The organism is Candidatus Margulisiibacteriota bacterium (assembly GCA_041661965.1).
In the GTDB taxonomy this organism is placed as follows: Bacteria; Margulisbacteria; WOR-1; order O2-12-FULL-45-9; family XYB2-FULL-48-7; genus XYB2-FULL-45-9.
Genome location: JBAZTH010000003.1, coordinates 200,434 through 220,379, shown reverse-complemented (window position 1 = coordinate 220,379; position 19,946 = coordinate 200,434). Strand labels below are relative to the sequence as shown.

Here is a 19,946-nt window from a genome sequence, read left to right as displayed (position 1 = left end):
CTAATTGTTTGCAACCAATAAATAAGCTATAATTCCGCATAATGAGCCTAATAAAAAGTCCTGCTTTTGTCAAAAATAACGACTACGAAGAACTCGGTTTCGCCAAGGTCGACCACCACCGGATCCACCGGAAAGGCTTCCCCGAAGTGATCTACTGTCCCGGGAAAACCCCCGAACAGGTCGCCAAAATCGCGGCCAGTATCGCCAAACAAGGCCATGATGTTCTGGCAACCAGAGCCGATAAGAAAATATTTAAAGCCGTTAAAAAATCTCTGAAAAAAGCGAAGTATCATGAGATGGCAAGGATTATTACAGTCAAGAAAGCAGAACGTAGAACGTTGAACGTTGAGCATAGGATTGCGATAATTACGGCCGGGACCGCCGACCTCCCGGTCGCGGAAGAAGCCGCCGTCACCGCGGAACATCTTGGCCATAAGGTCGAGCGGATCTACGATGTCGGGGTTGCCGGGATCCATCGTCTAATGAAGAACTTGCCGAAGATCAACAACTGCCGGGTGGTGATCGTCGTCGCTGGCATGGAAGGGGCGCTCGCTTCGGTCGTCGGCGGCCTGATCGACAAGCCGATCATCGCCGTTCCAACTTCGGTCGGCTATGGCGCCAGCTTCAAAGGCCTCTCCGCCCTCCTAACCATGCTCAACAGCTGCGCCCCCGGGGTCAGCGTCGTCAACATCGACAATGGCTTTGGCGCTGCGGTCTGCGCCGCTCTGATCAATCGCTGACCCGGCCGATTAAATATTTAATCGCCGGAAACAAACCAAGCCGGGCCAAAATCTCCGAAAGATTAAAAATACCGTTTACTCTCTCCAACTTATCATCAATCTTACAAACCGCTTCGCTCAAAGGAAAAAGCAAGGCGCACGCCTCATTTATTTCGCCGTTGCAGATAAGCAGTTTCGTCAGCATCGTCGTATGTTTAATATTATCGTCCAGGGTGCTTTGCATGGCGGCCCCGGCCTCGCCTCGAAAAAAACGCTCCTCCTCTTCGCTCTCCCGCCCTTTTAGCAGTCCGGCAATATTTAGGGATTCAATCCCTTTTTTAACCGGGTCGCGAATCAACCGGAGCGCCTCTTTTGCTTCCGCTAATCTTTTCGCCAAAAGTTCCCGATCTTCGGCAATGAGAGGCAGGACCATTTGCAAAACAATCACCCGATCAACCGGCTCTAATTCTTGGCCTAAAACTTCAGAATAATAGGCCAGCGGCTTTGCTAAAACAGCCAAGTCATTCCAGCCATCGGCTTGTAAGACTGCTAATGTTCTGCAAAACAGCCAAGCAGCAATAACCGGCTCATCTTTGGCAAACGTCCCGATGGATCTCGGATCGCCAGACATTATTTCTTCGGCAATTGAGTTGTTTTCCGCGGCAAGCTCATCCGCCAGTTCTTTTCTTGGCTCCTCCGCGCAATGCCGATCGGCAGCTTTTATCGCCCGATCAACCGTCGTTCTTATTCGATCGATTCTTCCCGTTCCGACTAAAACTCTGACAGTTTCACAAACTTCCAGGGTTGAGCGCCAATAAAACTGGCGGGAGTTAAAAAAATCATAAAAGTAGTCCGTTCGCTCCGGCCCCAATCTGGCCCCTGACAGAGGCACGATGTCGCCGTCGCCCTTCAGCAGTCTTTGCCGTAAAGGCCGCGCTTTCGTGGCCGATCCGGGGGCGGAATTGATCAACTGTAAATATGGCGGACGGCTGCTGCCGATCATAACTCGTTATCATTATTTAAAGGCCGGAATTTCACTTGGCAGGAAAAGACGTTATAATGAGACATATGAAGATCGCTTATTTCGACTGCTCTTCCGGCCTCGCCGGCAATATGGTGCAGGGGGCATTGCTTGATGCCGGGTTAGATTTCAACTCGTTAATAAAAGAATTAAAAAAGCTGACGCTCAAAGCTTACAGCTTAAAGCTTAAAGCCATTAAAAAACACCATATCAATGGGGCTTATTTCGAAGTCATAAACAACGAACAACACCACCGTAGTCTCGCCGACATCCTTAGGCTCATCAATAAAAGCAAGTTATCGAAAACGGTCAAAGCCCTTAGCGTAAAAATCTTCTGCCGTTTAGCCGGGGCGGAAGCAAAAGTCCATGGCGTACCGATCAATAAAATTCACTTCCATGAGGTTGGCGCGGTCGACGCGATTATCGACATTGTCGGCACGGCGATCGCCATCGAAAAGTTGGGGATCGAAGCAATTTACGCCTCCCCTATTCCGCACGGTCACGGTTTTATTAAACACGCGCACGGTATTTTACCAAACCCGGCCCCCGCGACAGCGGAACTGCTTAAAGGGATCCCAACTTACGGAATCGACATCGAAGGCGAGATCGTCACCCCGACCGGCGCGGCGATTATCAGTGCTCTAACCAGCGGCTTTGGCCCGGCCCCCAAAATGGCGGTCGAACGGATCGGCAACGGCGCCGGAGGAAAGCCCTTCCCCACCCTGGGAATGCTTCGGGTTTTTATTGGGGAAGCAAAGTTACCGACCGAAAACGATACGATCCTTCAGCTGGAAACGAATATTGACGACATGGAAGTAAAAACCTTGAACAAAGCGATCGCCGCTTTGATGAAGGCAGGCGCGCTCGATGCCTTTATCGAACCAATTCTGATGAAAAAAGAACGGACCGCCAGTAAACTAACCGTTCTTTGCCGGCCGGAAGATAAAGACCGGCAATTAGAATTGGTTTATAAACTGACGACAACCCTTGGGGTCAGGGTCTTTCTGGCCAGCCGGGAAGTTTTACGGCGGAAATTTATTAAAGTTAAAACAAAGTATGGGAAAGTAAAGGTTAAATTGGGCTTGCTAGCCGGCCAGGTAATTACCGCCGCGCCGGAATACGAAGACCTAAAGAAGTTAGCCGGAAAACACCGGGTGCCGTTAACCGTTATCGATAAAGCAGTTAAAACAACTTTCCGTCCGCCTTCGGCGGATTAGACCCCTTTTTCCTTAAACAGCGCGACCTGCTCTTCCAGACAACTGACCGCTGCCTTCACAAAACCGGCAAAAAGCGGGTGCGGCCGATTGGGGCGCGACTTGAATTCCGGATGGTACTGGGTCGCCAGGAAGAAGGGATGGGTCGGCAGTTCGATAACTTCCACCAGGTCGGCATCGGGATTGATCCCGGAGTAAACCAATCCCGCCTCTTCCAGCGGTTGGCGGAAATCATTGTTGAATTCGTAGCGGTGGCGATGGCGTTCTTCAACCTCGTCCTTGCCGTACATTTTATGGAGCATCGTCCCTTTCTTGATCTTACAGGTGTAGGCGCCCAAACGCATCGTCCCCCCCTTGTCGATCAGCCCCCGCTGTTCGGGGATAAAATCGATGACCGGGAACTTGGTTTCGGGATCAAACTCCGATGAGTTCGCCCCTTTCATTTTACAGATATTGCGGGCAAATTCGATCACCGCGCACTGCATCCCAAGACAGAGTCCCAAAAACGGGATCCGGTTCTCTCTGGCGTAGCGGATCGCTTTGATCTTGCCTTCCACCCCTCTGGCGCCAAACCCGCCGGGGATCAGGACCCCCTGGACGTCGCGCAGGATCGCGTCGATATCTTCCTCTTCTTCGAGCTTTTCGGCGTTGATCCACTTGATCTCAATCTTCGCCTGGTTGGCGATCCCGCCGTGCTTGAGCGATTCGACAATGCTTAAATAGGAATCTTCCAGCTCGGTGTATTTCCCGACGATCGCGATCCGAACGGTATGCCGGAGCGAATGCCATTCCTTAACGATCTTTTCCCATTCGGTCAGATCGACTTTTTTCGATTCCAGATCGAGGTACTTCACCACTATCTCGCCGAGATTTTCCTTTTCAATCGCCAGCGGCACATCGTAAATTGAAGGCATATCAGGCAGACCGATGACCGCCTCTTTATTAACGTCGCAGAAGAGAGAGATCTTTTCCTTCATTTCCTGGCTGATCGGCTCCCGGGAACGGCAGACAATGATATCCGGCTGGATCCCGATCTCGCGCAGTTTCTGGACGCTGTGCTGGGTCGGTTTGGTCTTGAACTCGTGGGTGGTATCGAGGAACGGGATCAGGGTCACATGCAGGTTAACGCAGTTGTCCCGGCCGACCTCTTTGCGAAACTGGCGGATCGCTTCGAGGAACGGCAGTCCTTCGATATCGCCGACGGTGCCGCCGATCTCGACGATCACCACGTCAAAGTGCTGGTTTTTGGTGACTTGGCGGATCCGGTCCTTGATCTCGTTGGTAATGTGCGGCACGACCTGGACGGTCCCGCCGAGATAATCGCCGCGCCGCTCCCGGGTAATCACGTTCCAGTAGACCATGCCGGCGGTCACATTGTTGGATTTGCCGAGGTTGACGTCGATAAAGCGTTCGTAGTGGCCGAGGTCGAGATCGGTCTCGGCCCCGTCTTCGGTCACGAAAACCTCGCCGTGCTGGTAGGGATTCATCGTCCCGGGATCGACATTGATATAAGGATCAAGTTTTTGGATAGTGGCGGAGATGCCGCGACTTTTCAGGATCCGGCCGAGAGACGCGGCCACGATCCCTTTGCCTAATGATGAAACGACTCCGCCGGTAATGAAAATGTATTTTGTGCTCATCCGCCTACCCCTTCTTCTTCAATTTTTTCTGGAAATTTCACGATCTTTACTCTGGTGATCCGCCGCCGCTGGACCCGCTCGACGCTGATCAGCAAATTCTCGTAATGAACGACGTCGCCGACCGAGGGGGCTTTCCCCAGCTGGCTGAAAACAAAGCCGCCGACAGTATCGTAATCCCCTTTCGGTATTTCGACCCCCAGGCGGTCGTTCAGGTCGGCAATTGCCAGTTTCCCGTCAATGATCGCCGCCCCATCATCAACGTGTTCGTACCCCTTTTCTTCCCGCTCGAACTCATCGTGGATCTCCCCGACGATCTCTTCGACCAGGTCTTCCATGGTCACGATCCCGGAGGTCATCCCGTATTCATCGGCAATGATCGCCAGGTGGGTCCGGGCCGTCTGCATTTCGTGCAGCAGTTCGGCCACTTTTTTCGATTCCGGAATGACAAAAGGCGAATGAAGCATTTCGCGGATCGTCCCCCGGCTCTTTTTCAACAGATCTTTGGCGTAAACCACCCCGATCACGTTGTCCAGGCTCCCTTCGTAGACCGGGATTCGGGAGTGGCCGCTGTCGAGGATCAATTTGGTCACTTCTTTGACCGTCTGATTGACCTCGCAGGCGATCATGTCCGGTCTGGGGGTCATTACCTCACGGGCGATCGTGTCGCCAAAAGCGAAGATCGAACTGATCATCGCCCGCTCCTCTTCTTCGATCAACCCTTCTTTCTCTCCCTCCGCCAGGACCATTTCGATCTCTTCCTCGGTCAGAAAACCGCCCTTACCCATCTTGCCGCCGCCAAAAAGATAGACCAGCGGCCGGCAGAAGATATTGACTAGAAAAGCGATCGGCTGAAAAAGAAACTTTAGAAAATAAATTATCGGCGCCGCCATTAGCGCGACCCTTTCCGCGTTATGGATCGCCACCGTTTTTGGGGTGATCTCGCCGAACACCAGGAGGAAGAAGGTCATCAAACCGGTCGCAAGCCCGACGGCGTAAGCCATTTCGCCGGCGCCGGAGCGCTCAAAAATACTAATGGTCAAAGAGGTCGCCACCGCGGCCGCCGCCGTGTTGACTAAATTGTTGCCGATCAGGATGGTGGAGAGAAAATCGCCCGGCTTCTCTTTCAACAAACTAAGCGCGATCGCCCCGCGCGCTTTTTTCTCCAGCAAACCTTTTATTTTCAAGCGGGACAGGCTGGTAATAGCGGTTTCCGAAGCGGAAAAGAAGGCCGACATCATCAGCAGTAAGATCATCACCAGTAATTCCAGCATTTATCTCCCCCTACAAATTTATAAGCTTCGGCAAAAATATTATCAGCCCAACGATCGCCGCCCCGCCGGAAATGACCAGGACCGCCGCGGCCGATGAATTCTTGGCCAGGGCCGCCAGCGGGTGCGGTTCGGGCTTGAGCATGTTCACCACTTCTTCGATCGCCGTATTGACCAGCTCAAGGGTAAAGACCAAGGCGATCATGGTAATAATGAACAACCACTCGGTCTGGCTGACCCGGAGCGAGACCGCCGCCGTCAGCACGGCAAAGGCCATGACCGAATGGATCCACATGTTGCGCTGCGATTGCAGCGCGTAGCGGACCCCGTCCTGGGCGTACTTAAAGCTGCGAATAAACCGCTTCGGCATCTCTCATCTTCTTTCCGTGGTCATAACCTAAGACGTGCAACACGCCATGGATGACCAAACGTTTGAACTCCGCTTCGTAACTGACCCCGTACCGTTTGGCGTTCTTGCTGGTCGTCTCTTCAGAGATTATAACATCTCCCAGGAACCCGGTCTCATTCAACGTAAAGGAAAGGACATCGGTCGGCTGGTCTTTTTTTCTAAACTTTTTATTCAAGGCGCGAATCGTTCGATCGTCAACCACGGAAACATCGATCGTCCCATTTCGCCCTTCCCGTTTAATGATCTTTTTGGCCAAAGCCCCAAACTTCATTGGTCCTTGATCTCCGCCCCCAGCGCGGTCAATTTCAGGGCAATTTTATCATACCCGCGCCGGATGTGGTGATCGCGGTCTTCAATGATCGTTTCCCCCTCGGCCGCCAAGCCGGCCAGGATCAAAGCGGCCCCCGCCCGCAAGTCGGAAACCCGAACCGGCGCCCCGGAAAGTTTTTGCACCCCGCTGATAATGGCGCTTTGTCCTTCCAGGCGGACATTCGCCCCCATCCTTTTTAATTCGTTGATGTGCATAAAACGGTTTTCAAAGACCGTTTCGGTAATGACCGAAGTTCCCTTGGCCAGGGTCAATAGCGAAGAAAACTGCGGCTGCATATCGGTCGGAAACCCGGGATACGGGAGCGTTTTGATGTCAATCGCGTTGATCCCGTTGGGAGCTTGGACCAGGATCCCGTCGGGAACAAGATCAATCCTGACGCCGGCCTCTCTTAATTTAACGATCGTCGCTTCCATATGCTCGGGATTGCTCCCCTTGACCAAGACCTTGCCGCCGGTGATTGCGCCGGCAACGAGCAGGGTCCCCGCTTCGATCCGGTCGGGAATGATCGAATAATCGACCGGCATCAAAGAGTTGACGCCGCTGACCTTAATGACTTCTTTTCCCGCCCCTTCGATCTTGGCCCCCGCCCGGTTCAGAAAATTAGCCAGGTCCTCGATCTCCGGTTCGCGGGCGGCGTTCTCGATGATCGAATCCCCTTCGGCCAGCGCCGCCGCCATCATCACCGTTTCGGTCGCGCCGACCGATGGAAAATCAAGGTAAACTTTGCCGCCGCGCAATTTCTTGGTCTTGGCGATGACAAAGCCGTGTTCAAGCTGAACTTCAGCGCCGAGCGCGGTCAAGCCTTTGATGTGAATGTCGACCGGCCGCGAACCGATGGCGCAGCCGCCGGGGAGCGGGATCTTGGCCAATCCTTTGACCGCCAAAATCGGTCCGATCACAAAGAAAGAAGCCCTCATTTTAGTCACCAGCTCGTAAGGGGCAACGTGGCGGACCTGGAAATTCCAAACGTTCACGGTATTGGGATTGGACTGGGAATATTCGGCCCGAAGGCCCAGCGCCCGCAAAACGCGGACGATGGTAGTAACGTCGGAAAGATTGGGGATATTGCGGATGACCGAACGCCCGGGAAGCATGATCGTCGCCGCCAGGATCGGCAAGGCGGCGTTTTTGGAACCGGAAACGGTCACCTCCCCTTCCAAGGGGCGGCCGCCGCGAACGATCAGTTTATGCATTGAATTCCTCCGGTCCGTTATCGGCCATGCCAAAGTAGTGGAGGATCGAATAGATAATGCGGGAAGAGGCGCGGCCGTCGCCGTACGGGTTGGCCGCTTGCGACATCTTCGCGTACTCCGCCTCATCCCCCAATAGCTTGCTCGCTTCCGCGACAATCATGTCGGTATCGGCCCCAACCAGCTTGACCGTCCCGGCCAGGACCGCTTCCGGCCGCTCGGTCTTATCGCGCATGACCAGGACCGGCTTGCCGAGCGACGGGGCTTCTTCCTGAACCCCGCCGGAGTCGGTCAGGACCAGGTAGCTTGCTTTAAGAAGATGAATGAACGGTTCGTAATCAAGCGGCTCGGTCAACAAAACATTGGAAACCTTGCCTAAAATCTCGTTGACGACGTTGGAAACGGTCGGATTTTTGTGGACCGGCAGAACGATCTCAACTTGCTCGTGAAAGCGTTCGGCGATGATTTTGATCGCGGTACAGATCCCGCGCAGGGGCGCCCCCCAGTTTTCCCGGCGGTGGGTGGTGACCAGGACGATCTTTTTCCCCGGCGTCAAGCGGATCCCGATCGAGGCAAGGTTAAAGTCCCGCTTGGCCACTTCCAGCAAGGCATCGATCACCGTGTTCCCGGTCAAAGAGATCTCTTCGCGGGGAACCTGTTCCCGAAGCAGATTGTCCATGGCGCTTTTGGTCGGCGGAAAATGAAGATCGGCCAGGGAAGTTAACAGCTTCCGGTTGATCTCTTCCGGATAAGGCTGCCACTTGTCGAAAGTCCGCAAACCGGCCTCAATATGCCCCAGCGGCACTTTGTAATAAAAAGCCGACAAGCCGGCGGCAAAAGCGGTTGAGGTGTCCCCTTGCACCAGGATCAGGTCCGGCCGTTCGTTGAGGATGATCTCCTCGGTCCCCTTCAGGGTTTTGGTCACGATACTGGTCAGCGTTTGGTTGGCTTCCATAATGCCGAGATCGTAATCGGGATCGATCTCAAAAAGCCGCAGGACCTGATCGAGCATCTGGCGATGCTGACCGGTCACGACCACCAGGATCTCTAAAAAATCCTGGTATTTGCCGCATTCCTTGATCACCGGCGCCATTTTAATGGCTTCCGGCCTGGTCCCGAACACAAACATTACTTTTTTCTTGTTCATATATTATTCTCCAGCTTACAGCTTTAAGCTTCTTTTATCTCTGCAACGACATGATCAACGCGGTCGCGCTTAACAAAAAACAAACGATATAGATCGACATGACCGCTTCACGCTGGGTCAGACCGGCCCGGACCAGAAGATGATGGATGTGTTTATTGTCCGCGGCAAAAGGATTTTTCTTCTCCTTTAACCGGCGGAGAATGGCGAAAGTCGTGTCAAAGATCGGCACTCCGAGGATCAGGAGCGGGACGATCAGCGCCACGACCAGCGTGGTCTTAAAAACCCCGATGATCGAAGCGGCGGCGACGATAAAACCGAGAAAATAACTCCCCGAATCGCCCAAGAAGATCGAAGCGGGAAAAAAGTTGTATTTTAAAAAACCGAGCGCCGCGCCGGCAATGGCGACAATAAAAAGGGCCGCCTCCATTTGGTGGGTCCGCAAAGCGACAAAGAAGAGGGTCCCGGCCGAAATGGCGATCACCCCGGTCGCCAGGCCGTCTAAGCCGTCGATCAGGTTGATCGCGTTGGTCATCCCGACCAGCCAGAGAATGGTCAGCGGGATGGCGACAAAACCGAGCGGGATGATTCCGTTAAAGGGATTGGAAAAGAAGGAGATCTCGACCCCAAAATAGATCGCGACCGCCGCTCCGACGGTTTGCCAGATCAGCTTAGTTAAAGGACGGGACCCCATCAGGTCATCCTTCAAACCGGACAGGAAAACGATCGTCCCGCCGGCCAAAAGGCCGATGATCGGCCGGGGATTGAGATGGACGCCGGTAAAATAAGCGGTGATCAGGCCAAAGGTTATCGCTATCAGGAAACCGGTATAAATAGCGACCCCGCCGATACGCGGAATATTTTCCGTATGGATCTTGCGGGCATTGGGACGGTCGACGGCGCCTATCTTTAAGGCGACTTTTCGGACTATGGGGGTGCAAATTATGGTTATTATTAGAGCAACCAGAAAGCTCGGTAGAAATATATGCATTCTGGAAGTACATTATATCTTAAGCGGAACAATGACACAAGGTGAACACAATATGTTACAATTCACCCATCATGCCCCAAGCTCTTTTTGAACAATTGACCTCGATCGAAACGCAAGCAGCGGAGATCGTCACTGCGGCTGAAAAAGCCAAAATTCTCGCCGTTATTCACGCGCAGAAGCAGGCCGAACAGCTCCTCCTCGAAACCGAAGCCGCCGCTAAAAAAGAAGCGGCCACCTTGATCGAAAACGCGAAAGAAGCCGCCCGGGCGGAAAAAGCGGCGCTCGAAGCCGAAAACCGCCGGCAGATCGAACAGTTAAACCAGCTCACCGCCCCCAAAATTGAGGCGGCCAGGGAATTATGTCGCTGATCGCGATGCAAAAAGTGGCGGTCATCGGCCACCTTGACCGCCGCGAACCGCTCCTTAATTTTCTCCAGGAAGCCGGGGTCATGCAGATCGCCCCGCTCCCATTGGGCCAGTCGACCACCGCCACAGAAAATTTCGAACTTTACTTATTGGAACTAAAAGCGGCCATTGCCGCGCTGGACACAGCGGCGGGAGTCAAAAAAAGTTTCATCGAAAGTTTCGCTCCGTACAAAGAAACGATCAGCGGCGAATTTCTCCGCCAAACCGCCAAAGAATTCAATTGGCGGGAGGTGATCGCCGGCCTCAATCGGATCGGCAATGAACTGGCCAACCTCAAGAACCTGGAAGGAAAACTTTTGGCCGACCGCCGGCTTCTTCTGCCATTTACCAAGGTCCGGGTGCCGCTCGATTCGCTCCGCAGCCGCGAGCAAATAATTATTTTAGCCGGCAGCTGCCGCGCCAAAGTCCTGGACGATTTGACCGGGGCGGTCAAAAAGCTGGCCGCCGGACACCTGGAAGTTGTCGGCGGCGATAAAACCATTTATCTTTTCCTGATCGCGACCGATCAGGAAGCTGGAGCGGTTAACGCTTTATTCGACGAATTTAAGCTGGAAAAGATCTCTCTCCCCAGTTCTAAATTAACCCCGGCGGACGAGACCAAACAGCTCGACGGCCTGCTTAAAAAAACCGCCGCCGAAAGGAACGCTTTCAACCATGAACTGGCCGGTTTGATCAAACACAAGAAGCGGCTGACCTATGTTTACGACTATTATCTTCAAAAGAACGGCGAACGGCTGGCCGGGGAACAACTGGCCCACACCGAACGGACTTTCATCCTGACCGGCTGGCTGCCGAAAAAACAACTGCCGAAACTCAAAGCCGATCTCGAGCAACGTGACAAACTGATCGCCGTGCGGGAGATCGGACCGGACCCGAAAGAACAGCCCCCCTCGCTGATTGAAAATCCCGGGATCTTCACCCCGTTCGAACTGATCACTAAAATATTCGGCTCCCCCTCCCCCGGCGATATGGACCCGTCCGGGCCGCTCGCCTTTTTCTTTATTTTATTTTTCGCCCTTTGCCTCTCCGATGTCGGCTACGGCCTGATCCTGGCCGGGATCGCCGTCTACTACCAAAGGACCCTGACCTTGAGCGAAGGAGGAAAGAATCTGCTCAACCTTCTCTTCTGGGGCGGGATCGCGACCGTCTTTGCCGGCGTCATCACCGGCAGTTATTTTGCCGTCAGCCTTGATTCCCTCCCGCCGTCGATCGGCGGCCCGCTAAAAAGCGTCCAGCTGATCGACCCGGTCAAGAACCCTTTGAACATGCTGATCATCTCTTTGCTCCTCGGCCTGGTCCAGATCATCACCGGCCTGGCGCTCGGCCTCTACTGGAAGCTAAAAAACGGCGAGTACTTAAACGGGCTCTTCGATTACGGCCTCTGGATCTTTTTCCTGCTCGCCCTGGTCTTGTACGGGGTAACCACCGCCCTCGGCCGGGAAACAAGTCTGTTGTTCAGCCGCCTGGCGATCGCCGGCGCAACGGGGTTGGTCCTGACCCAGGGCCGGAACGAACGCGGTCTCTTGAAAAAAGCAGTCAGCGGGATCTTGAGCCTTTATCGAACAACCAGCTTTCTCGGCGACACCCTCTCCTACTCCCGTCTGCTGGCGCTGATGATGACGACTTCGATCATCGGCATGGTCATTAATATCATCGCCGACCTGACCCGGGGGAGCGTCCCGATCCTCGGTTACATTATAATGGCCGCGGTCTTGCTCGTTGGGCATCTCTTCAACCTGGTCATCTCGGTCCTGGGGGCGTTTGTCCATTCCGCCAGGCTCCAGCTGGTCGAGTTTTTCGGCAAGTTCTACGAAGGGGGCGGCAAAGCGTTTAAGCCCTTTCGTCGCGAAACCGCGTATACTATAATAAGTCCCAAATAAACAAGGAGGAAGAATCATGACTATTGGTTTGGCCCTGGCATTGTTTGGCGCGACATTCGCGGCAGTTTTTGGAGCGATGGGTTCCGCCTGGGGGATCTCGATCGCGGCCGAAGCGGCCGGCGGTGTTTTGAGCGAAGACCCGGAAAAATTCGGCAAGGTCCTGGTCCTGCTCGCTCTCCCTGGCACCCAGGGTTTTTACGGCTTTCTGGGCGCTTTTTATATAATGTTAAAGGTCTATATCGTGGGCGGCGGCGCCCCCATTCCACTTTCGGCCGGTTTACAGCTTCTCGCCGCCGGGATCCCGGTCGGCCTGGCTGGTTTCGTCTCCGCCTACTACCAGGGACGAGCATCAGCCGCCAGTATTTTCTTTATCGCCAAACGCCCCGATGAACTCGGTAAAGCGATCATCCTCCCGGCAATGGTCGAAACTTACGCGGTCTTGGGACTTTTGGCCACAATCTTAATGGTCTCCTGGATCAAGATCTAAGATGGGGTTGAAAGAGATAGAAGAAAAGATCCTCGCCGAAGCCAGGGCCAAAGCCCTGGCGATCAGAGAGGATGGGACTCGGGAAAGCGCCAAGATCGGCGCGGCGGCAACCCAACAAGCCGAAACGCGACGCCAGTCGATCCTGGCAGCGGCCCGTCTCCAAAGCGAGGAAGAGCGAAAAGCGATCGTCGTTCCAGCCAGGCTTCTGGCCAAACAAAAATTGCTGGAAGAAAAGCACCGGCTGATCGATCAGGTTTTCGCCGGCCTAAGCGACGCGGTCAGGGAAAACAAAGAGAGCGAGGTTATCAAACTTCTTTATGGTTAAATTCGCTTACGCTATCGGCCGGATCCGTTCGCTCGAAACGCAACTGCTCGACGCCAGCCACCTCCTCCGCCTGACGGAAGCGCCGGACCAAGACAGCGCGTTCCTGATCTTGCGGGAAAATCCTTTCCACGCCGCCGAGATCGATAAACTGGAGCACTCTTTTGATTTCGAAGCCCTGCTCCGCCAGGAACTGTCCTCGACCAAAGCCCTGCTCGACTCGCTCGCCCCTGGAGAGGAAAGCCTGGCCGCGATGTGGCTGAAATACTCCGATCTGTCGCTCGGTGATTATCTCGTCCAGCTGGAAAAAACCGCCGGCCGGGTCCAAAGCCCGCTCTTCCGCCGATATGTTCTCGCTTACGCGACCCTTAACCGATTAAAGCTCTCCCTGTTGAAAGAAAAAAGCGATCCCGACCAAATAATCGAACACTACCGGTTCACCGCTTTCGCTCGGCCGGTCACCGCCGGACTTGAAGAGTACCGGCGCAGCGGCAGTCTCTTCGCGCTGGAGCGGGAGACCGACAATCACCTTTTTTCGATCATGAAAGAAGCGAAATATCTGACTTTCGGGATCGAGCCTCTCCTCGGCTTTTTATTCGCCAGGGAGCAGGAACAAAAAATGATCCGCCTGATCATGACGGCCAAACTGCAGAAGATTCCTTCGCAATTGATCAAGGAGAGACTGATTTATGTCTAAGATCGCCTTTATCGGCCCTAAGGAAATGCTCGAACCGCTCGCTTTAAGCGGGATCGACATTTTCCCCTGCAGTTCGCTCGATCATTCCTGCCGGGACTTGGAAAAATTGACCGCCGGCGGCGAGCACGACATTATTTTCGTGACCGAACGGCTGGCCCGGGAAATGACCACCCTGATCGAAACAGCGGAAAAGAAAGGGCTCAATGTCGTCTTGCTCCCCGACCACCGGGGAAGTCTGGGGCTAGAATTAGCGGAAGGATTAATATGATAATAAAAGTTGCCGGTCCCTTAGTGATCGCCGAGATGGAGAACGTCAAAAAAGCCGACCTGGTTTTGGTCGGTCCCCAGCGCCTGATCGGCGAAGTCATCGAACTGCGGGGGAAAAAAGCTTCCATTCAAGTCTATGAAGAGACCGCCGGCCTTAAGGTCGGCGACCCGGTCGAATCGACCGGCGCCCCGCTGTCGGTCGAACTCGGCCCCGGCATGATCGGCGCAATTTTCGACGGGATCCAGCGCCCTCTCGATAAGATCAAAGAACAGGCCGGCGCTTTTATTCCCCGGGGGATAAACGTCTTGCCGCTCGCCCGCGACCGCCGCTGGGAATTCAGCCCGGTCGTCGCCAAAGGAGAACAGGTCCGTGAAGGCGATATTTTGGGGACGGTCCAAGAAACGCCGCTCGTCACTCTTAAGATCATGGTCCCGCCGGGAGTCGCCGGCCAGGTTGACGAGATCAAAAGCGGCCAGTTCACCCTCGAAGAAACGATCGCCGTGGTCGCCGGCCGGCAAATTACGCTGTTACAAAAATGGCCGGTCCGCAAAAGACGCCAGCTGGCCAAGAAAAAACCGGTTTCCGTCCCGCTGGTCACGGGCCAGCGGGTCGTCGACACCCTCTTTCCGATCGGCAAAGGGGGAGCGGCTTGCGTCCCGGGACCTTTTGGCGCCGGCAAGACCGTGATCCAGCACCAGTTCGCCAAGTGGTCCGATGCCGACCTCATTGTTTACGTCGGCTGCGGCGAACGCGGCAATGAAATGACCGACGTCCTTAAAGAATTCCCGGAACTAAAAGACCCAAAATCCGGCCGGCCGCTGATGGAGCGGACCATCCTGATCGCCAACACCTCGAACATGCCGATTGCCGCCCGCGAAGCTTCGGTCTACACCGGCGCGGCGATCGCCGAATATTACCGCGACATGGGCTACCACGTCGCCCTCTTTGCCGACTCAACTTCGCGCTGGGCGGAAGCTTTGCGCGAAATGTCGGGCCGCCTGGAAGAGATGCCGGGAGAAGAAGGCTATCCGGCCTACCTGGGATCGCGGCTGGCCGATTTTTATGAACGTTCCGGCTACGGCACTTGCCAAGGAACCCCCGAACGGGAAGGCTCCCTGACCATCATCGGCTCGGTCTCTCCTCCCGGCGGAGACCTGTCGGAGCCGGTCGTCCAAAACACCCTGCGGGTCGCCAAAGTTTTTTGGGGCTTGGACGAGACCCTGGCGCACAAACGCCATTTTCCGGCGATCAATTGGCTTCTCTCCTATTCTCTGTACGCCGAAAACCTGCGCTATCCTGAAGCGATCGCTGAAGAGTTCGGCCGCCAGCGCGAAACGGCGCTGAAGCTCCTTTCCCAGGAAGCCGATCTGGAAGAGATCGTCCGCTTGGTCGGACTGGAGTCGATCTCTCCCAAAGAGCAACTGGTCCTTTTCGTCGCTAAATCGCTCCGGGAAGATTTCCTCTACCAGAGTGCCTTCGATCCGGTCGATCAATACTCCTCGCTGAACAAACAGCAATTGATCCTCAAGATCATTCTGGCTCTCCATCGCTTGGGGGAAAAAGCCTTGAACGACGGGGTCGAGATCGACGCGATCAGACGGCTTGAAGTCATGGGCCGGATCGCCCGGGCCAGATTTTCAACGGAAAACGAAGTGGCGGAGATCGAGCGGCAGCTCAAGGACGAGTTCGCCGGATTAAGGAGCACAAATGTATCAAGTTAAAGAGATCGCCGGACCATTAGTGCTGGTCGAAGGAGTTCAGGGAGTCGGGTACGACGAGCTGGTCGAAATTAAATTAGCCGACGGCGAACTCCGCTCCGGCAAAGTGCTCGAAGTCAATGGCGATCGCGCGCTGATCCAGGTCTTCGAAGGGACCGAAGGGCTGGAAATCAATCGCCTTGAATTCCGCTTCCGCGGCCGGGGTCTGGAGCTACCGGTTTCCCGCGATATTCTGGGACGGATCTTTTCCGGCCTGGGCCGGCCGCTAGACGGCGCCCCGCCGGTCCTGCCCGAGAAAAAGCTCGACGTCAACGGCCTGCCGATCAATCCGTTCGCCCGGGACTATCCCGACGACTTCATCCAGACCGGTATTTCCACGATCGACGCGCTCAACACCTTATCGCGCGGCCAAAAGCTGCCGATCTTCTCCGGTTCCGGCCTGCCCCACTCGCGCATCGCCGCCCAGATCGCCCGCCAGGCCAGCGTCCTCAACAAAAACGACCAGTTCGCCGTCGTCTTCGGCGCGCTCGGCATTACCTACGAAGAATCGGAATTCTTTATTTCCAATTTCCGCCGGACCGGCGCGATCGAAAATTCGGTGATGTTCATCAATCTCGCTTCCGACCCGGCGATCGAACGGATCGCCACTCCCCGGCTGGCGCTGACCGCCGCCGAATACCTGGCCTTCGACCTGGAAATGCACGTCCTGGTCATCATTACCGACATGACCAATTATTGCGAAAGCCTGCGGGAAGTCTCGGCCGCCCGGCGGGAGATCCCAGGACGCCGCGGCTATCCCGGTTACCTCTACACCGACCTGGCGAACCTTTACGAACGGGCCGGCCGGATCAAAGAACGGAAAGGGTCGATCACCCTCCTGCCGATCCTGACCATGCCGGACGACGATAAGACCCACCCTATTCCCGACCTGACCGGCTATATCACCGAAGGGCAGATCATTCTCGGCCGGGACCTGGAACGGAAAGGGATCTACCCGCCGATCGACCCGCTCCCTTCCCTCTCCCGCCTGCGCGACAAAGCGATCGGCGCCGGTAAAACCAGGGAAGACCACGCGGGCATTGCCAACCAGCTTTTCGCCGCTTACGCCCGCGGCCGCGAGGTCCGGGAATTGGTCGTCATTCTCGGCGAGGCCGCCCTTTCGGAGATCGACACCAAATATCTCCTCTTCGCCGATGAATTTGAAAAACGCTTTATCCGCCAGGCGGAAAATGAGAACCGGACGATCATCGAAACTCTGACCCTCGGCTGGCAGCTGCTCAAGATCCTGCCGCGAACGGAACTGAAACGGATCAAAGACGAGATAATCGCCAAATATGCGGATCAAAGTTAACCCCACCCGAATGGAGCTCCTCCGCCTGCGGCGGAGGGTCCAACTGGCCAGGCGCGGCCACAAACTGCTTAAAGACAAGCTTGACGGACTGATGCAGCAATTTTTGACGACTAAGAAGAATTATCTGGCCCTCCACGCCAACCTGGAAAAACGGCTGGCGGCAATCTTTACCAAAGCGATCCTGGGCTCCGCTCTCTCCCAACCCGGGGCGCTCATCAAGCCGAGCCGCGCCTCGGTCGCGATCAAGGTCAAGAATATGATGGGGGTCAAGCTCCCCTCCTACACGCTGACCGTCGCGGGAGAACCACTGTACTCCGACCTCAAAACTACGGTAGAATATAAGGAGGCGGCGGACGCCTTTGCCGCCATCCTGCCCGATCTGGTCGCTTACGCCGCGCTTAACAAAGCGATGCGGCTCCTGGCGGCGCAGGTGAACGAGACCCGGCGGCGGGTCAATGCCTTGGAATACGTCGTTATTCCGGAACTGGAAAAGAACGCCCGCTCCATCGGTCTGAAGCTTTCAGAGCGGGAACGGAGCACCCGGGTCGTCCTGATTAAAATTGTTAAAGGAGAAGAGCATGAAGAACACGATAATCGCTGAACTGAAAGAAAGCATCGAAACCAAAAATCAGGTCATCAAAGGTCTGGTCCCCCAGATCGAACAAGCGGCCAAACTGATGATCGAGGCGCTGAAAGCCGGGAATAAGATCTTCTTTTTCGGCAACGGCGGCTCGGCCGCCGACGCCCAGCACCTGGCGGCCGAACTGATCGGCCGCTACCGCAAAGACCGCCGCGCCCTCTCCGCCATTGCGCTGACGACCGATACTTCGATCATCACTTCGATCTCTAACGATTACGGCTACGAGGTGGTCTTCGCCAAACAGATCGAAGGCTTGGCTAAAAACGGCGATGTCGCGGTCGGCCTCTCCACTTCCGGCAACTCCCGCAACGTGATCGTCGCCCTGGAAAAAGCCAAGGAGCTCGGCTGTAAGACGATCGGCTTCCTCGGCTGCGATGGCGGCCGGATCGCCGAGATCGTCGATACGGCGATCACCATCCCTTCCCGGGTCACGGCCCGGATCCAGGAAAGCCACATCACCATCGGCCACATCGTCTGCGGGCTGATCGAGAACGAAATTTTCGGAGGCAAATAAATGAAGTTCATCGTTACCGGCGGCGCCGGGTTCATCGGCAGCGCGATGGTCTGGAAACTGAACCAGGCCGGGGAAAAAGACATCCTGGTCGTCGATCATCTGGGCAACTCGGAAAAATGGCAAAATCTTAACGGCAAAGTTTTCGCCGACTATCTGGAAAAGGACGTTTTTCTCGAAGAGCTTTTGGCCGGCAAATTCGGCAGCCTGTTCAAAGGGATCTTCCACATCGGCGCTTGTTCCTCGACGACCGAAACCAACGCCAGCTACATGCTGGAAAATAATTATCACTACTCCAAACGCCTCGCCCAGTGGGCGCTGGCCAAGAACATTCCGTTCATTTACGCCAGTTCCGCCGCGACTTACGGCGACGGCTCGCTCGGCTATTCGGACGACGACGCGGTCTCGCTGAAACTCGCGCCGCTCAACATCTACGGTTATTCCAAATATCTTTTCGACCAGTGGCTGATCCGCAACAACCTGGTCCACAAAGTGGTCGGCCTGAAATACTTCAACGTCTTCGGCCCGAACGAATACCACAAAGGAGAGATGAGCAGCGTAGTCCTCAAGGGGTACGAACAGCTCAAAAAAGAAGGGAAGCTCCGCCTCTTCAAATCATACCGTCCGGAATACCAGGACGGCGAACAAAAACGGGATTTCATTTACGTCAAAGACGTCGTTGAAGTAATGTACCAGCTCCTAAACAGCAAGGCCAGAGGGATCTTTAATCTTGGGACCGGCGAAGCCAGGAGCTGGAACGATCTGGCCGCCGCCCTCTTTTCCGCCCTGGAACTGAAACCGAATATCGAATACATTGAAATGCCCGATTATCTTCGGGATAAGTACCAATACTTCACCCAGGCGGAAATGGGAAAACTCGCCAGAGCCGGTATTACATATACGCCAACCAGGCTGGAAGCGGCGGTCGCCGATTACGTCACCTATCTCCGCGGCCAGACCCGCTTATAAAAAATCTGACCGCGGCAAACCGTAATCTGGGCTCTCCCGATAAAATGCCTCCGGCTTGATCTGATGCCCCCCGCCGCGCCTCATTATTTCCGAAACGGTCACGAATTGGTAGCCTTTTCTTTTTAAGGCTTTAATGATATACGGCAGGGAATCAACCGTCTGGCGGCTATTATCATGCATCAGGACGATATCGCCGCCGTGGATCCGTCCTAAGACCCGCTGGGCGATCGAGGTCGGGCTGCGGATCCCGCTGCTGGCATGGTAAAAATCGTCGGCGTTGACCGACCACATGACAATGTTGTACCCGGCCTTTTGGATGGCGGCGCTTTTCGAGCGGGGGAGAAAGCCGTGCGGCGGACGAAAGAGATTGAGCCGAACGTTGCCGTTGGAATAGCCGCTGACGATCTGGCTGGTCAGTTTGATCTCGTCGAGCAATTTCGATTCGGTCAGCCAGTTCAAACGGGAATGATAATAAGTGTGATTACCGATCTCATGGCCATCGGCAAGCACAAGATCCAGAAGGTCCGGCTGGGCGACGATTTTTTTACCGATCATAAAGAAGGTCGCTTTGACTTTTTCCTTTTTCAGCGCCGCCAGGACTTTTTCAGTATAAGGGGTCGATGGCCCATCGTCAAAGGTCAAGGCGATCAGCTTGGGGTTTCTCCCCCGGATGATCATTTGGGCCTCTAAAGAGTGGCCGAATAAAACAATAAGACAAGCTAAAGCGATCAGCTGACGCATAGTTTTGATA

General features: G+C 55.0%; 22 protein-coding genes. 13 read left to right on the top strand and 9 right to left on the bottom strand.

Annotated elements, in window-relative coordinates; translation table 11 throughout:
* Positions 1-41 precede the first annotated feature (41 nt).
* On the top strand, positions 42-740 hold the full coding sequence (gene larB / locus WC772_06865) for a nickel pincer cofactor biosynthesis protein LarB (GenBank protein ID MFA6170475.1): 699 nt from the start codon (positions 42-44) through the stop codon (positions 738-740).
* Here the strand turns inward: larB and WC772_06860 are convergent.
* Entirely contained in the window at positions 730-1,722 is a 993-nt protein-coding gene (locus tag WC772_06860) for a hypothetical protein (protein ID MFA6170474.1), read from the bottom strand. The two genes, larB and WC772_06860, sit on opposite strands and share 11 nt — an antisense overlap.
* Before the next feature lie 65 nt (positions 1,723-1,787).
* Between WC772_06860 and larC the strand changes: the two genes are divergently transcribed.
* The gene (larC, locus tag WC772_06855; protein ID MFA6170473.1) at positions 1,788-2,957 is read left to right on the top strand and encodes a nickel pincer cofactor biosynthesis protein LarC; all 1,170 of its coding nucleotides are present in this window, start codon (positions 1,788-1,790) and stop codon (positions 2,955-2,957) included.
* Here larC and WC772_06850 read toward each other — a convergent pair.
* Genes WC772_06850 through WC772_06820 form a run of 7 tightly spaced genes read right to left on the bottom strand, consistent with a single transcriptional unit; the run spans position 2,954 to position 9,927 of the window.
* Positions 2,954-4,594 carry a CTP synthase gene (locus tag WC772_06850; GenBank protein MFA6170472.1) on the bottom strand — a complete coding sequence of 547 codons (1,641 nt, stop codon included), beginning with the start codon at positions 4,592-4,594 and terminating at the stop codon, positions 2,954-2,956. The genes larC and WC772_06850 overlap by 4 nt on opposite strands.
* The gene (locus tag WC772_06845; protein ID MFA6170471.1) at positions 4,591-5,865 is read right to left on the bottom strand and encodes a hemolysin family protein; all 1,275 of its coding nucleotides are present in this window, start codon (positions 5,863-5,865) and stop codon (positions 4,591-4,593) included. The genes WC772_06850 and WC772_06845 overlap by 4 nt, the downstream gene beginning before the upstream one ends.
* Before the next feature lie 10 nt (positions 5,866-5,875).
* Complete coding sequence (locus WC772_06840; GenBank protein ID MFA6170470.1) at positions 5,876-6,232, bottom strand: diacylglycerol kinase family protein; 357 nt, start codon at positions 6,230-6,232, stop codon at positions 5,876-5,878.
* Positions 6,204-6,542, bottom strand: coding sequence for an rRNA maturation RNase YbeY (gene ybeY, locus WC772_06835; GenBank protein ID MFA6170469.1), 339 nt, complete (start codon positions 6,540-6,542; stop codon positions 6,204-6,206). Before ybeY ends, WC772_06840 begins: the two co-directional genes overlap by 29 nt.
* Positions 6,539-7,795: a UDP-N-acetylglucosamine 1-carboxyvinyltransferase gene (gene murA, locus WC772_06830; protein MFA6170468.1), complete on the bottom strand. Its 1,257-nt coding sequence runs from the start codon at positions 7,793-7,795 to the stop codon at positions 6,539-6,541. The genes ybeY and murA overlap by 4 nt, the downstream gene beginning before the upstream one ends.
* Positions 7,788-8,939, bottom strand: a complete 1,152-nt coding sequence (wecB, locus tag WC772_06825) for a UDP-N-acetylglucosamine 2-epimerase (non-hydrolyzing) (protein ID MFA6170467.1) — start codon at positions 8,937-8,939, stop codon at positions 7,788-7,790. The genes murA and wecB overlap by 8 nt, the downstream gene beginning before the upstream one ends.
* A 34-nt stretch (positions 8,940-8,973) precedes the next feature.
* On the bottom strand, positions 8,974-9,927 hold the full coding sequence (locus WC772_06820) for an MraY family glycosyltransferase (GenBank protein MFA6170466.1): 954 nt from the start codon (positions 9,925-9,927) through the stop codon (positions 8,974-8,976).
* Positions 9,928-9,968: 41 nt separating this feature from the next.
* Between WC772_06820 and WC772_06815 the strand changes: the two genes are divergently transcribed.
* The 11 genes from WC772_06815 to rfaD are packed head-to-tail and all read left to right on the top strand — an operon-like array spanning position 9,969 to position 19,195.
* Positions 9,969-10,295 carry a hypothetical protein gene (locus tag WC772_06815; protein MFA6170465.1) on the top strand — a complete coding sequence of 109 codons (327 nt, stop codon included), beginning with the start codon at positions 9,969-9,971 and terminating at the stop codon, positions 10,293-10,295.
* Entirely contained in the window at positions 10,286-12,232 is a 1,947-nt protein-coding gene (locus WC772_06810) for a V-type ATPase 116kDa subunit family protein (GenBank protein MFA6170464.1), read from the top strand. The genes WC772_06815 and WC772_06810 overlap by 10 nt, the downstream gene beginning before the upstream one ends.
* Positions 12,233-12,248: 16 nt before the next feature.
* A complete protein-coding gene (locus WC772_06805; GenBank protein MFA6170463.1) occupies positions 12,249-12,719 on the top strand; it encodes a V-type ATP synthase subunit K in 471 nt (156 codons plus the stop codon).
* A 1-nt stretch (position 12,720) separates the two neighbouring features.
* Positions 12,721-13,044, top strand: coding sequence for a V-type ATP synthase subunit E family protein (locus tag WC772_06800; GenBank protein MFA6170462.1), 324 nt, complete (start codon positions 12,721-12,723; stop codon positions 13,042-13,044).
* Positions 13,037-13,738, top strand: a complete 702-nt coding sequence (locus WC772_06795; protein MFA6170461.1) for a V-type ATPase subunit — start codon at positions 13,037-13,039, stop codon at positions 13,736-13,738. The genes WC772_06800 and WC772_06795 overlap by 8 nt, the downstream gene beginning before the upstream one ends.
* Positions 13,731-14,006 (top strand): V-type ATP synthase subunit F, encoded by a 276-nt coding sequence (locus WC772_06790; protein ID MFA6170460.1) that lies wholly within the window; start codon positions 13,731-13,733, stop codon positions 14,004-14,006. Before WC772_06795 ends, WC772_06790 begins: the two co-directional genes overlap by 8 nt.
* Positions 14,003-15,727, top strand: a complete 1,725-nt coding sequence (locus WC772_06785; GenBank protein ID MFA6170459.1) for a V-type ATP synthase subunit A — start codon at positions 14,003-14,005, stop codon at positions 15,725-15,727. Before WC772_06790 ends, WC772_06785 begins: the two co-directional genes overlap by 4 nt.
* Positions 15,714-17,075, top strand: a complete 1,362-nt coding sequence (locus WC772_06780; protein ID MFA6170458.1) for a V-type ATP synthase subunit B — start codon at positions 15,714-15,716, stop codon at positions 17,073-17,075. Before WC772_06785 ends, WC772_06780 begins: the two co-directional genes overlap by 14 nt.
* The gene (locus tag WC772_06775; protein MFA6170457.1) at positions 17,059-17,676 is read left to right on the top strand and encodes a V-type ATP synthase subunit D; all 618 of its coding nucleotides are present in this window, start codon (positions 17,059-17,061) and stop codon (positions 17,674-17,676) included. The genes WC772_06780 and WC772_06775 overlap by 17 nt, the downstream gene beginning before the upstream one ends.
* Positions 17,654-18,229, top strand: a complete 576-nt coding sequence (locus WC772_06770) for a D-sedoheptulose 7-phosphate isomerase (protein MFA6170456.1) — start codon at positions 17,654-17,656, stop codon at positions 18,227-18,229. Before WC772_06775 ends, WC772_06770 begins: the two co-directional genes overlap by 23 nt.
* A complete protein-coding gene (gene rfaD, locus WC772_06765; GenBank protein MFA6170455.1) occupies positions 18,230-19,195 on the top strand; it encodes an ADP-glyceromanno-heptose 6-epimerase in 966 nt (321 codons plus the stop codon). It begins immediately after the preceding gene.
* Here rfaD and WC772_06760 read toward each other — a convergent pair.
* Positions 19,190-19,936, bottom strand: coding sequence for a polysaccharide deacetylase family protein (locus tag WC772_06760; protein ID MFA6170454.1), 747 nt, complete (start codon positions 19,934-19,936; stop codon positions 19,190-19,192). The genes rfaD and WC772_06760 overlap by 6 nt on opposite strands.
* Positions 19,937-19,946 lie beyond the last annotated feature (10 nt).